Below are 13,981 nucleotides of genomic sequence, written 5' to 3' on the forward strand. Positions count from 1 at the left end.
AATTGTTCTTTAAATTGAACCTTCATATTCACTTCTAGCTCGCTTATAATTTTTTCTATGGCATTTATAGATTCCTCTAGGTCAGCCTTTTGCTCACTGTAGAAGTCGTATCTCTCCTTAGTCTCCTTGTACTCTTGTATAGAGTCTATATTTACATTTCCAAGGCTTGCTATCTCTCTTTTTATCGATTCAAGTATTTTTTTATTTATTTCGATAGAGTCATCTTTTAATTCTAGAGCTTTTACATAAGTTAAATCGTAATCCTCAAATAGCCTATTAGTGTAATTTTCCTTATTTGCAGATAATCTCTCTATTTTTGAATCTATTTTAAATTCACTTTGTCTAAGCTCCATATTTTGTCTTTCAAATGATTTTAATTTTTTATTTAAATCAGCTATTGTTTCCTTAAGCTTAGTTTTCGCTTGATTTTTACCATCTAGCTCTCTATGCTTTTCGCTCAATTGCTCGTTTAAATTGTCGCTTTCTCTTTTTTGAATTTTAGATTCACTTTGTAGATCCTCTATTTCCTTTTGTAATTTTTTTATGGTATTTTTATTTTCTTCGATTTTTTGTGTTCTGTAGCTTATTTCTCCGTCGATTCTCTTTATTTCAGCATCTGTAGACTTAAATATTTCACTTTTTTGAACAAAATCTAATTTCAAGCCTTCTATTTTTTTCTTTTCTTCTTCAAAATCATCGCTTTGAAGCTCCTTAGTACTAGTCAAGCTGTCTATTTGTCTTTTATTTTCAGCTTCCTTTCGCTCGATTTCTTTTATTTTTTCTTCAATCGTCTTTATTTTATTAGATGTATAATCTAAATTCGAGCTAAGACCAGTTTTTTCTTTTTCTAGCTTGCTTATATTTTCATTTAAAGAAGCTCTCTCATAATCGATTGATTTCAGCTTAGTGTTTTGTTTTACGATGTCCTTTTCAAGATCATTTATTTCTTCTTCACAGCTCGATATGTTTTCTCTTACTTCTTTAATTGAATTTAAAATCAATTCCTTAGACTTAGCATTTTGTTGATTTTCTATTTTTATTTTTTCTATTTTATCTTCAAAATCCTTTATAAGTCTCTTTCTAGAAAGGATATTAGTGCTTATCTTTAAGCTTCCTCCTGTAAGAGAACCTCCTGGATTTAATATATCTCCATCTAAAGTCACCACTTTAAATTTATGATTAGTCTCATTTGCGAATTTAATACCATTGTCTATATTGTCTATTACTATAGTTCTACCCAATATACTCTCGACTATATCTCTGTACTTTTCATCAAATGATACTAAGTCACTCGCTATTTTTATATATTCAGTCTTAGAATTTATAGTATTTTCATTTATTTTTTTAGATTTAATTACATTCATAGGAAGAAAAGTAACTCTACCTAGATTATTTTTTTTAAGGTAATTTATAGCATTTTTAGCGGCGTATTGATCTACTGTTATAATATTTTGCATATAAGCTCCCAAGGCAGCCTCTATAGCCTTTTCGTATTCTTCCTTAGTAGTTATAACCTGTCCTAATGCGCCACATATTCCAGATAGATTTTTGTTTTTTAATACTTCCTTTACACCCCTATTAAAGCCTTCGTAATGTCTTTCCATATCTACGTATATTTGAAGCTTTGAAGAACATTCCTTTAGAGTGTAGTTGTTGTTTTGTATTTTTATATCTATATTTTTATTTTGATTTTTGTAATCCTCTAAATCGTTTTTTAAATTGTTTAAAGAAGAATTCTTTTCCTTTAAATTATTTTTCATCTGGATTACACTTTCTTCTTTTTGTCTATAGATAGAATTTTTTTCTTCTAATGAAGCTTTTATCTCTAAAATATTATTTTCAATAGTTTCACTTCTAAGGTTGATATTTTCAGTATTTGCACTCAAGGTCGATAAATTATTGCTCAACTCTTGTTTTTCATTTAAGTAAGTAATTATATTGTCCTTTAGTACTTCTATGTTCTTATTTAATTCGTTTAACTTTTGCTCCTTCTTGTTGCTTTCTTTTTCAACTTCTGAAATATTTTGCTCTAATACTTCAATTTCTCTTTTTTCTAGCTCTCTCTTTTGTTTTAGCTCTACTAATTTGTTCTTGTCTTCTGCTAATTTGAGTTCAAAATCCTCTAGAGTTTTTTGATTGTTTTCTATATTTAGCTTCGAATTACTGATTCTCTCGTTTATTAAAGAAATTTGAGAGTCATTTTGATTTATTACATTTTTTATAGATTCTATATATTCATTTAATCTAGCTATATTTTCCTCTAGCTTTTCAATTTCTTCATTAGTCAAATCTATATTTTTTTCCATTTTCTCTTTTATTTCTTCTTTTTCATTTAATTCTTTGACTAGTATAGCTTTGTGCTTCGTAATTTCGGCTAATTCTTGATCTATTTTTTTGATTTCCCTGATGTAATTATTTACTTCAAGTTTTTTTAAGCTTTCTCTAAGATCTAAATACTTAAGAGCTTTTTTTTGTTGATTAAAAAGAGGCTTTATTCTATTTTCTATCTCTATATAGATATCCTCTATTCTCTCTAGGTTTTCCTTAGTATTTTTTAAATTTCTCTCTGCTTCGAGCTTTTTATATCTGTACTTTGATATTCCACAAGCCTCATCGAAAACTTTTCTTCTATTGACAGGGTTATTGCTCAAAATTTCGTCTACCTTTCCCTGTTCTATAATAGAATATCCATCCTTACCTATTCCTGTATCTAGTAGTAATTCCTTTATGTCCTTTAATCTACACGCCTTGTCATTTAAAAAGAAACCACTCTCTCCATTTCTATAGGCTCTTCTCTTTATAGTAACTTCACTAAAATCTATGTCTAATTTTTCATCACTATTGTCTATAGTCAGAGCTACTTCACAGTAATTCATAGGCTTTTGATCGCTTGTACCTGCAAATATAACATCTTCTAGCTTATCTCCTCTAAGACTTTTTATACTTTGCTCACCTAAAACCCATCTTACTGCATCGGATATATTGCTTTTTCCACTTCCATTTGGTCCTACAATCGCTGTTATTCCTTCGTTAAAATTTATCTCTGTCTTTGTTGGAAAAGACTTAAATCCCTTTAATTCCAGTCTCTTTAAATGCACGTTTTCATCTCCCTTCAATATTAAAGGTTATATATATCTAGTAATTTATCGTAAATTTGATCCATCTTCACAGAAAACTCTCCCTTGTTTGAAGATATAATTATCTCTTCTTTTGATAAATTTTCTGGAACAGTCTTTAAATTTATATTGTATTTTTGTTTCATGTATATTTTATTTGATTTTTTATTTCCAATTATTTTAGAAATATTTTTATTGTTTGTCTTTACAACTAAATCTCCTTCTATTTTATTTTCTAAAACAATGTAATCCAAAAAGTCCTTTATCATCTCGCTTTCAGTAAGCTCTCTAAAAGCAGGGTGATAAGGTCCTGCTACGACTCCTTTACCTAATTGTATGTCGTCTGTAGCTTGAAGCCCTACTCTAATTACATTTATATTGTTTACATAAAATAAAACTAATAGTTTTTTTACAATATTTATACATTCCTCTAAAGTAAACGGCGTATATTTACCCTCTGCTAAAAGAGTTTCCAGTCCAGTTTCTCTAACTACTAATGTAGGATATATTCTTACACAATCTGGCTTTAATTTTATAAATTCTCTAGCTGTATTTATACATTTTTCTTCTGTATCAGAAGGAAGCCCTACCATCATCTGCAATCCTAGCTTTATGCCGTGTTTTTTTATCAAATGTGAACTTCTTATTACTGAATCTATATCGTGTCCTCTGACGCTATCTATAAGCACCTTTTCGTCCATAGATTGAACTCCTAGCTCTATTATGCTAGATTTATATTTTTTTAATCTCTCTAAAATCCTATCGCTTATACAATCCGGTCTTGTAGACATTCTAATTTCATGTACTAATCCCTTATCTACGTATTCCTTTGCAACTGCTAGTAATTTATTTTGGCATTCTTCTTCTATAGCAGTGAAGCTTCCACCGAAAAACGCTATCTCTACATCAGTATCCTCATCTATAGTCTCTAGACATTCTTCTATTATATTTCTAGCGTCCTCTGCTGTAACTTCAGTACTTACTCCTGTTATTTTCTTTTGATTGCAAAAAATACAATCGTGAGGACATCCTCTATGTGGAACGAATATAGGTATTATTCTCTTTTTCATATAAATATCCTCCACCTTATACTCTTTTATCTAATGCGCATTTTGCTGCTACTTGTTCTGCGTCCTTTTTACTCTTGCCTTCTCCTCTTCCTAAAACAGTATCGTTTATGCCGACTTCCATAACGAATGTTTTATTGTGGTCTGGACCCTTTTCATCTACTAATTTATACCAGATATTATTTTCTCCATTGCTTTGTAGCACTTCTTGCAAGCATGTTTTGTAATCTCTAAATATTTTACCTTTTATAGAATCACTTATTATCTTATCCATATAACTTAAAATAAACTCTCTTGCAGGCTCCATTCCTCCATCTAGATAAATAGCTGCTATAACGGCTTCTAAAGCATCTGCAAGTATTGAGATTCTCTCTCTACCACCTGTAGCCTCTTCACCCTTTCCTAAAAACATATATTTACCTAAATGTATATTTTTAGATATCTCACTTAAAGATTCCTCACAAACTATATTTGCTCTGATCTTAGTAAGCTCTCCTTCTGGTAAATTTTTTTCTTTTTTAAATAGATAATCACTTATAACTATGCTCAAAACTGAGTCCCCCAAAAATTCTAGTCTTTCATTGAAAGGACAGTTCTTATTTTCATTTGAATAAGAACTATGTGTCAAAGCTTCTAGTATATAATTTTTATCTTTAAATTTGTAATTTATTATTTCTTCAAACATCTCTATATTATTTAATATTTTTTTATTTATTTTCATTAATTATCCTCCATCTAAATTATTAATTGTTCTATTAAATTGATTTCGGGTCGTATTGTAATTAAAACATATTTACTTTAAAAAACCTATGAAGATTTGAACTTCATAGGTGCTTTTTAAACTAAACATTCATTATTAGCAATTACAACCGTCATCTCCGTCTTCACAGCCACAACCGCAACCACAGTCATCTCCATAATCTTCTTCGTCTTCACAACCACATCCGCAACCGCAATCACAGTCGTCTTCAGAAGATAATATTACAGCATGGCAATTTGGACAAACTACATCTACTGAATCATCGAATAGTAATTCTTCATCGATTTCTACAACTTCTGAACAATTTGGGCATTCCATTTCTATATAGCTTAAATCATCTTCATCGTAATCTTCGTCTTCGTCGTATTCATCATCGTAGTCGTCTTCGTCATCTTCTTCATAGTCATCGTCTTCATCGTATAACCATTCTTCTAAGTCTTCTACTTCTTGTTGTAATTCTTCTATTTCATATTCTAGTTCTTCTACTTGATCTTCTAAATCCTCTACTGAATACTCTAAATCTTGTACTATACCTGCAAAACTATCTAATACATCTACAATTTTGCAGATCATTTTACCTTCTTTAGTCTTATCATCGATATCTAATCCTTCAGCTAAACCTTTTAAATATGCAACCTCTTCACCTAGTTTTTTCATGATAAATCTCTCCTTTGCATTTTTTTAAAATCTTTAGAATAAAGACTTCCTATATGTTTTAAAAAAGCTCATATACCATTAATATTAGATATATAAGCTTTTTTTATGCTAAAATATTAAACTCTTGATAAATATTCTCCAGTTCTAGTATCTATTTTTATTTTATCTCCTTCATTTATGAATAAAGGTACTTGAACTACTGCTCCTGTTTCTACTGTAGCTGCTTTAGTAACGTTACTTGCTGTATCACCTTTTATTCCTGGTTCAGTTTCTGTTACTTCTAATTCTGCAAAGTTTGGAGCTTCTACTTGGAATGGTTGTCCTTGGTAGAATCTTATAGTAGCTACTTCATTTTCTTTTAAGAATTTTATAGCATCTTCAACTTGATCATAGTTTAGTGGTATTTGATCAAAAGTTTCTTCATCCATGAAGTAATATAATTCACCGTCATTGTATAAATATTGCATTTGTTTTGTTTCTATTATTGCTTTTGGGAATTTATCACTTGGGTTGAAAGCTTCTTCTCTTATAGCTCCTGTTTTTAAATTTTTATATTTTGTTCTTACGAACGCTGCACCTTTTCCTGGTTTAACATGTTGGAAGTCAACTACTAAACATGGTTGACCATCTTTTTCAAAAGTTACACCTTTTCTAAAATCTCCTGCTGTTACCATTATTATTCCTCCATCTAAATAAATTTCTTATGTTTTATCAGTTTTATTATATATATGTAACTCAAATTGTCAAGTTATAATATATATTTTGATTAATCATATATACTATAATATCATATATTATCTTAACTAAACAAGTTTTTAGATATTTTAGTTGATTATGTTTTAATTATTTTTGACTTTATATAAAATATTTATTCAAAAATTATAAAATCCTTCCTAAATTATATAATAAAGAAAGGATTTTAGCTCTTCTTAATTTTATATCTTATAAAGTAGCTAACTTACTTACTACTTCTTCTGCTATAACATGTATAGGTTTGTCATCTGTACTTACTACTATATCTGCTATAGATTCATATCTATCTTGACGTTTTGCCATTAAATCGCTTATGTATTCAACATTCATATTTCCATTTAATAAAGGTCTTTGATTGCTGTATTTTACTCTGTTGTATACAGTTTCTGGAGAAGCTGTAAGTAATACTATTTTACCATTTTGTTTCATTAAATCTACGTTTTCGTCTCTCATTGGCATTCCACCACCACAAGAAATTATTATTCCTTGTCTAGTTTGTAGTTCTTTTAATGCATTAGTTTCACAAGCTCTGAAATAGTCTTCTCCTTTTCTTTGAAATATTTCATTTATTGTCATATCTTCTCTTTTTACTATGAAGTCATCAGTTTCTAAATCTTCCATTTCAAGTATATGGCTTAAGTAGCTTGCTATAGTACTCTTACCACATCCCATGAATCCTATTAACATTATATTATATGGGAATAAGTTTTTAGCTTGATATTTTTTAGCGTTTTTAACTACATATCTAAATACGTTCATTATTTCATCTTGGTATTTGTTGTCTTTTAATTTTTTGCATAATGCTATTTCTTTTTTACCTTCGTATTCAGGTTGTAGTATTGGCATACCATTTTCTTTTTTGTATTCTATTATTTCATCGATACAATCCATTCTTTTTGATAAAATTTTTATAATTTCATCATCATACATACTTATTTTTGCTCTTATTTTTTCTATATTGTTCATGTGTACCCACCTTACCTAATTGTATTTTACTAAATTATAGCAATATATTAAAGCATTTTCAACATTCCAAACAAATAAAAAAATAAATTTTGAAATTTTCTTTATTTTTTAATTTCTTATATTTTTTTACTTTAATTTCTTTATCCTCTACAAATAAATTTCGAGCTTATACTTTTATTTTTTAATTAAAAATTCTATTTATACTTTTATTTTACATATATTTTGTTATATTTATATAATTTTTATATTATTAATTTGTAAAAAATAGATAAAAAAAGTTACCAAATAATAACTATTAAATTATTACCTAGTAATTTAAATTTAAACATATTATTCAGATTTTATAAGCTTACTAACTATTTCTTCACAAATTTCATTTATTGTCTTATTATCAGTAGATACTATAATATCGCATGCATCTAAATATTTAGGTTCACGTTTTTTCATTAAATCTGCAATGAACTCTACATTCATGTTACCATTTAATATAGGTCTTTCATTGCTGTATCTTACACGTTCAAATATAGTTTCTGGAGAAGCTGTAAGTAATACTACCTTACCACTTTGTTTCATATATTCTACATTTATATCTCTAAGCGCCATACCACCACCGCATGATATAATAGTATTTTCTTTTTGTTTTAAAGATATAAGCGTATTAGTTTCACATTGTCTAAAATATTCTTCTCCACGTCTACTAAACATTTCATTTATTGTCATACCTTCCATTTTTACGATATGAGCATCAGTTTCTATTTCCTCCATAGATAGCATATGTCCTAAGTAAGAAGATACTGTACTTTTACCAACACCCATAAAGCCTATTAAAAATATATTGTATGAGAATAGGTTTTTAGCTTGTATTTTTTTACCATTATCTACAATATATCTAAATACATCTAGTATTTCATTTTTAAACTTATTGTTTTCTACTTGCTTAATCAAGCTTATTTCTTTTTGAGCTTCGAATTCTTCTTGAAGTATAGGTAGACCATGTTCCTTTTTATATGCGATTATATCTTCAATATAATTCATTCTCTCTGTCAGAATTTCTATTATTTTACTATCACATTCACTAATTCTTTGTCTAGTATTTTCAATATTCTTCATTTTCTTTCCCCTTTTTAATTAGTTTTATTTTGATAGTAAACCTAAATTATGCTTTAGTCTAATTGATTTATCTGCTCTTTTTTATATATTTTATCTATAGTTTAATACTTCTCATTATGCTTCAATATTCTTATGTATTAATTTGAGTAAATTACTTAAATCTTCAATATTAGGCTGTCCTGGAGCACTTTTCTTTCTATTGACACCATAAGTTATACATGATCCAAAAAATTCTCCACAAATCCTGCTAAGTCCACCTTTTTCTCCTATTGATATTGCACATATAGGAGTCTTTACTATATGCTCTGATAAAATAATCGTTGTCTCTAATAGTTCAACTACATCTAACTTGCTATGTGGCTTTGCTATTATTTTTATAATATCAGCTCCCATATCTTCTAATTGCTTAGCCGTTTCAATACTTTCTGCCTTTGATGGAGTATGTGTTAGATTATGATTAGTTGCAATTACATATGTTCCCATATCCTTAGCAAATTCAATTATATCCTTCATGTTGTCTTTTCCAATGCTATCTTCAATATCTATAATATCGACCAACTTACTTGCACAAACTTCTTTATATATATTCACATAATCCTCTACCTTTATATCAGCCTCTCCATGGCTTTTATTGGTCTTTATTGTAAATATAAGTGGTATATTTTTTAATATTTTTCTAAGATCTTCAAGTACTTCTTCAATTTTTTCACAGTCATTGTAGTATTCATACCAGTCAACTCTCCACTCTACAATGTCGATGTCTAGTATATCAAAATCTACCGGTATAATAGAAAATTTCTTCGCTGTCTTTAATATCTCTTCTTTTGTTTTATCACAAATTGGTGCAATTATTTTTGGGGTTCCTTTTCCTATTTCTACATTTCTAATCTTTAAATAACTCATACTCCTAAAATCTCCCTTCCAACATTAAAATCACTAAATACTATTATACCAAAAAATTATAACTTAATATAAAATATAATTTTATATATTGTATACATAAATATTGCTCTATAGACTATTACAATTTTTTAGTACAAATTTACTAAATTCATCTACTGCCGGCGATACGTATTTATCCTTTAATTTAGCCATATATATATTTCTACTGTACACAGGACTTTTTAATTTGATCACATCTACATTAAAATACTTTAAGAAAGGAATATTTGGCATTACAGCGATTCCAAAATCTTCTGCGACTAATCCTGCCATAGACTCATCCTTTTCGACCTCATAAGATATATCTTGCTTTTTATTTATTTTTTTAAATAAATTGTCTACAACAGGTCTCAAACCGCTAGATTTAGTAAAAGCGATATGTTTATATCCCACAGTTTTTATCAAGTCAATTTCTTTGTACTTAGATAATTCGTGATTTTTAGGAACTACAACGACTAATTCCTCTTCTTTTACTTTTATAAATTCAATATTATTTTCATCTTCTACCATTGAACAAAATCCTATATCAAATCTCTCATTTTTTAGACCTTCTATAATAGATTTTGTATTTGAAGACGAAAATGTAAATCCAAAATTCTTATCTTCATTTTCCTTTAAAAACCTTCTAACTATCATAGGCACAAATTCCGCCTCTAGAGTGTATATGTACCCTAAATCTATAACTCCACTTGTAGAACAAGTCAAAGCCTTTGTTTTATCTATCCCCTCTTGGAGATAGTCTAAGGACTTTTCTACATATTTTAAAAATATTTTTCCATATTTTGTAAGAACAACATTTCTTCCTTGTTTTTCGAATAACTTAGTTCCCAGCTCCTCTTCTAAAGCAGAAATAGCATGGCTTAAACTTGGCTGTGTTATAGATAAATCCTTAGCCGCTTTAGTATAGTGCTCCAAATGAGCTAATTTAACAAAATATTGTAAATGATTTAAATTCATAATACCTACCTCAAATTTTTATATCTTTCTTAATTATTAATATACAATATATATTTCGATTTTTTAAGTGATTAATTTATTTTTTATATAGCTATAAATCATAAATAAAATTTATATAAACACTAATTTTTTTAGATTTTTTTTATAAATTTAAAAATTTCTCTAAAAACAAAAAAAATATTTATTCTAATATAATTTATAAGTATTTTTTTCAAAAAAACATTTTTCTATTACTTTTATCTATAATTTATAACAAAAAGTGCTATTAGTTATTTTAAATAAATGCTGTTAGAATAATCTTAAATAAAAAAATAACAAACAAAACACAAATAAAAAATAATAATCAATCAAAATATAATTTACGGAGGTTCTAAAATGGCACACAAATATAAAAATATATTTTCACCTTTAACAGTGAAACATATGAACTTAAAAAACCGCATCGTAATGATGCCAATGGGTACAAATTATGGTGAACAAAACGGAGAAATGAGTTTCTTACATATTAATTATTATGAACAAAGAGCAAAAGGCGGTACTGGACTTATAATAGTAGAAAATGCAAGCGTATTTTCTCCTCAAGGATCAAACGGTACTTCACAACTTCGTATAGACCACGATAGTTATTTACCTAGATTATTCAAACTTTGCGAAAGAGTTCACAAATACGGAACAAAAATAGCTATACAAATAAATCATGCTGGAGCATCTGCTATGTCTTCAAGAACAGGAATGCAACCAGTTTCTTCTTCAAATATACCTTCAAAGGCAGGCGGAGAAATCCCTAGACCTCTTGAAAAAGAAGAAATATACGAAATAGTTAAAAAATACGGTGAAGCAGCTAAAAGAGCTCAAACAGCAGGCTTTGATGCAGTAGAAATACATGCAGGACACTCTTATTTAATAAGTCAATTCTTATCACCTTTATACAACAACAGAACTGATGAATTCGGTGGCTCTGTAGAAAATAGAACTCGTTTTGCAAGACTTGTAATAGATGAAGTTAGAAAAAATGTAGGACCTAACTTCCCAATATTATTACGTTTAAGTGCTGATGAATTTATGGAAGGTGGTAATACAATCGACGATTGCCTAGAATACCTAGAATACTTAAACGATGAAGTAGATATATTCGACGTATCTGCTGCTCTTAACGGATCAATACAATACCAAATAGATTCTAACTACTTAAAAGATGGTTGGAGATCTTATTTAGCAAAAGCAGTAAAAGAAAAATTCGGTAAACCTTGTATAACAATGGGTAACATAAGAAATCCTCAAGTAGCTGAAGACATATTAGAAAGAGGAGATGCCGACTTAATAGGTATGGGTCGTGGACTTATAGCTGATCCTAACTGGGTAAATAAAGTAGAATTAGGCAAAGAAGATGAAATAAGAAAATGTATATCTTGTAATATAGGTTGTGCAGGTAACAGAATCGGTATAAATAGACCTATAAGATGTACTGTAAACCCATCTGTAAATGAAGATGAGCTTTATAAAAAACAAAAAGTTAAAAGACTTTGCAATGTAGTAGTTATAGGTGCAGGAACTGCAGGTCTTGAAGCTGCATGTACAGCTGCAGAAGTCGGATGTACTACATTCTTAATCGAGAAAAAAGATGTTTTAGGTGGTCTTGCAACTGAAATCTCAAAAATCCCAGATAAAAAGAGATTATACGACTTCCCTAAATATCTAATAAATAGAGCTGAAAAATTAGAAAATTTATATATATTTAAAAACACTGAAGCTAGTGTAGACTTTATAAAAAATCTAAGACCAAACTTAATAGTTAATGCTACAGGTTCTTCTCCATTACTACCTCCAATAAAAGGACTTCACGAAGTAATGGCCAAAGAAAATTCTAAAGTATTCTCTATACTAGACATGATAAACAATGTAGAAAATTATCCAGAAGATTTAACAGGTAAAAAAGTTGTTATAATCGGTGGTGGAGCAGTTGGTCTTGATGTAGCAGAATTCTTCGCTCCAAGAAATGCTGAATGCTCTATAGTTGAAATGGCTCCAATCATAGGAAATGGAATAGATCCAGTATCAAAAGTTGGTACTTTCGACTTATTAAACAAACATGGAGTAAAACAACTTACTAGCACTCGTTTACTTGAAGTAAAAGACAATGCATTCTTGGTTGAACATCCAGATGGAAGATTAGAAGATTTAGAATTCGATTATGGATTTGTATGCTTAGGAATGAGATCTAACAATCCTGTACTAGAAGCTTTAAAAGAAGAGTATTGTAATACAAATGTAGAAATAGTTTCTATAGGAGATAGTGTTAGAGCTAGACGTATAATAGAAGGTGTTGAAGAAGGTAGAAATATCATAAATACTTTAACTAAACACGATTACCTTGATATTTATGTTTAAAATATTCTAAATAAGTTATTTTCCCCAATTTAATTTAAATTAGAATATTAATAATATATTTATAGGCTGCTTAAATACATCCCTTAAAATAAGCAGCCTATTTCTAAAAACTATTTTAAACAATATTTATACAATTTGAATTCCTTATTTTTTAATAGGGAATTTTTTATTTTTTTTGTTGTTCTTCTAAGAATATCTTCAATATATTTTGAGTGTCCTCTAATGTAGGTGTAACACCTGTCCATATACTAAAAGAATGCACTCCTTGATTTATAAGCATTTGTATTCCATAAGCTATTTTTAAATCGTGTTTAAGTCCCCACTTAATAAAAGCTGTTTCATGAGGCTTGTAGACAGCATCTGCTATTATCATATTTTTAGGTGGCACTAAAGATGTATCTATTGGTGACTCATCTGTTCCCATACCTATTGGTGTAGTATTTATCAAAACATCTACATTATCTATGTCCTCTTGAGTTATGATCTTAGATGTCGCAATTGCCTTTGTATCAAAATGCTCATTTATTGTGTCTACTATCGATTGGGCTTTTTCGATACTTCTATTTACTATTTCTATTGAAGCTACATTTTCTATAGCAAGCTGTATTGCAATACTTCTACATGCTCCACCTGCACCTATTATTAGAACTTTTTTTCCATCCATTGTCTCACCACTTGCATCCTTAAGTGATTTAGTAAGCCCTGTTCCATCTGTATTATATCCGTATAGCTTTCCATCTACATTTTTGATAGTATTTACTGCCCCAAATAATTTAGCCCTTTCATCTATTTCATCTAAGTATTTCATGACCTCTATCTTGTGAGGTATTGTTACATTAGTACCCATTATGCCTAAATGTCTTATTCCATTTATAGCCTCACCTACATGATCAGGGTCTACATCATAGCTTACATAAACGGCATCAATACCGTATTTATTGAATAAATAATTGTGTATCTTAGGTGAAAAGCTTTGACTAACTGGGTGGCCTATAACACTGTAAACCTTTGTTTTTGAACTTATATTCATATTATCCTCCTACAACTCCCTTAATATTTAAAAAGGAGAACTCCCACGAGTTCTCCTTCTATAAATAAAAATTATTTACCTAATTTTAAAATTTTATATTAAATGTAGGTCAATTTAGAACTCATCAGAAAAGATTTATTTTTTATATTATTGCAATAAAAATAGCCAGCGCTAAAATAAAAGCCCCAGAACATAAAATAGAAATAGCTATATAATTTGCTTAGATCTTTTCTAA

Annotated in this window: 11 protein-coding genes; 1 reads left to right on the forward strand and 10 read right to left on the reverse strand. The window is 28.8% G+C overall.

Going from position 1 to position 13,981, the window contains the following annotated elements:
* From smc to SPD90_RS08910, 9 genes are all read right to left on the reverse strand, one after another.
* Positions 1 to 3,098: chromosome segregation protein SMC (smc, locus tag SPD90_RS08870; RefSeq protein ID WP_320924993.1), on the reverse strand; the 3,098-nt coding region annotated here is incomplete at its 3' end.
* Between the two features lie 20 nt (positions 3,099 to 3,118).
* Positions 3,119 to 4,186: an elongator complex protein 3 gene (locus SPD90_RS08875; RefSeq protein WP_320924994.1), complete on the reverse strand. Its 1,068-nt coding sequence runs from the start codon at positions 4,184 to 4,186 to the stop codon at positions 3,119 to 3,121.
* A 16-nt stretch (positions 4,187 to 4,202) separates the two neighbouring features.
* Positions 4,203 to 4,904, reverse strand: coding sequence for a ribonuclease III (gene rnc, locus SPD90_RS08880; RefSeq protein WP_320924995.1), 702 nt, complete (start codon positions 4,902 to 4,904; stop codon positions 4,203 to 4,205).
* Positions 4,905 to 5,039: 135 nt separating this feature from the next.
* Complete coding sequence (locus SPD90_RS08885; RefSeq protein WP_320626209.1) at positions 5,040 to 5,600, reverse strand: CD1247 N-terminal domain-containing protein; 561 nt, start codon at positions 5,598 to 5,600, stop codon at positions 5,040 to 5,042.
* 116 nt (positions 5,601 to 5,716) lie between these two features.
* On the reverse strand, positions 5,717 to 6,274 hold the full coding sequence (gene efp / locus SPD90_RS08890) for an elongation factor P (protein WP_290686759.1): 558 nt from the start codon (positions 6,272 to 6,274) through the stop codon (positions 5,717 to 5,719).
* Between the two features lie 268 nt (positions 6,275 to 6,542).
* Positions 6,543 to 7,319, reverse strand: a complete 777-nt coding sequence (locus SPD90_RS08895) for a shikimate kinase (protein ID WP_320924996.1) — start codon at positions 7,317 to 7,319, stop codon at positions 6,543 to 6,545.
* 330 nt (positions 7,320 to 7,649) lie between these two features.
* Positions 7,650 to 8,429: a shikimate kinase gene (locus SPD90_RS08900; RefSeq protein ID WP_320626211.1), complete on the reverse strand. Its 780-nt coding sequence runs from the start codon at positions 8,427 to 8,429 to the stop codon at positions 7,650 to 7,652.
* Between the two features lie 114 nt (positions 8,430 to 8,543).
* Positions 8,544 to 9,332, reverse strand: coding sequence for a type I 3-dehydroquinate dehydratase (aroD, locus tag SPD90_RS08905; RefSeq protein ID WP_320924997.1), 789 nt, complete (start codon positions 9,330 to 9,332; stop codon positions 8,544 to 8,546).
* 108 nt (positions 9,333 to 9,440) lie between these two features.
* Positions 9,441 to 10,328: a LysR family transcriptional regulator gene (locus SPD90_RS08910; RefSeq protein WP_320924998.1), complete on the reverse strand. Its 888-nt coding sequence runs from the start codon at positions 10,326 to 10,328 to the stop codon at positions 9,441 to 9,443.
* Positions 10,329 to 10,703: 375 nt separating this feature from the next.
* On the opposite strand from SPD90_RS08910, the gene SPD90_RS08915 reads away from it, so the two are divergent.
* Complete coding sequence (locus SPD90_RS08915) at positions 10,704 to 12,716, forward strand: NAD(P)/FAD-dependent oxidoreductase (protein ID WP_320924999.1); 2,013 nt, start codon at positions 10,704 to 10,706, stop codon at positions 12,714 to 12,716.
* 166 nt (positions 12,717 to 12,882) lie between these two features.
* Here the strand turns inward: SPD90_RS08915 and aroE are convergent, their stop codons facing one another.
* A complete protein-coding gene (gene aroE, locus SPD90_RS08920) occupies positions 12,883 to 13,746 on the reverse strand; it encodes a shikimate dehydrogenase (protein ID WP_320925000.1) in 864 nt (287 codons plus the stop codon).
* Positions 13,747 to 13,981 lie beyond the last annotated feature (235 nt).

This window comes from Intestinibacter sp. (genome assembly GCF_034113885.1).
Lineage (GTDB): Bacteria > Bacillota > Clostridia > Peptostreptococcales > Peptostreptococcaceae > Intestinibacter.

Bases quoted from the DNA above. Each gene is read 5' to 3' on its own strand.
- SPD90_RS08900 (WP_320626211.1), bottom strand. From the start codon at position 8,429: ATGAAGAATATTGAAAATACTAGACAAAGAATTAGTGAATGTGATAGT.
- SPD90_RS08910 (WP_320924998.1), bottom strand. From the start codon at position 10,328: ATGAATTTAAATCATTTACAATATTTTGTTAAATTAGCTCATTTGGAG.
- efp (WP_290686759.1), bottom strand. From the start codon at position 6,274: ATGGTAACAGCAGGAGATTTTAGAAAAGGTGTAACTTTTGAAAAAGAT.
- rnc (WP_320924995.1), bottom strand. From the start codon at position 4,904: ATGAAAATAAATAAAAAAATATTAAATAATATAGAGATGTTTGAAGAA.
- SPD90_RS08895 (WP_320924996.1), bottom strand. From the start codon at position 7,319: ATGAACAATATAGAAAAAATAAGAGCAAAAATAAGTATGTATGATGAT.
- aroE (WP_320925000.1), bottom strand. From the start codon at position 13,746: ATGAATATAAGTTCAAAAACAAAGGTTTACAGTGTTATAGGCCACCCA.
- SPD90_RS08875 (WP_320924994.1), bottom strand. From the start codon at position 4,186: ATGAAAAAGAGAATAATACCTATATTCGTTCCACATAGAGGATGTCCT.
- aroD (WP_320924997.1), bottom strand. From the start codon at position 9,332: ATGAGTTATTTAAAGATTAGAAATGTAGAAATAGGAAAAGGAACCCCA.
- SPD90_RS08885 (WP_320626209.1), bottom strand. From the start codon at position 5,600: ATGAAAAAACTAGGTGAAGAGGTTGCATATTTAAAAGGTTTAGCTGAA.
- SPD90_RS08915 (WP_320924999.1), top strand. From the start codon at position 10,704: ATGGCACACAAATATAAAAATATATTTTCACCTTTAACAGTGAAACAT.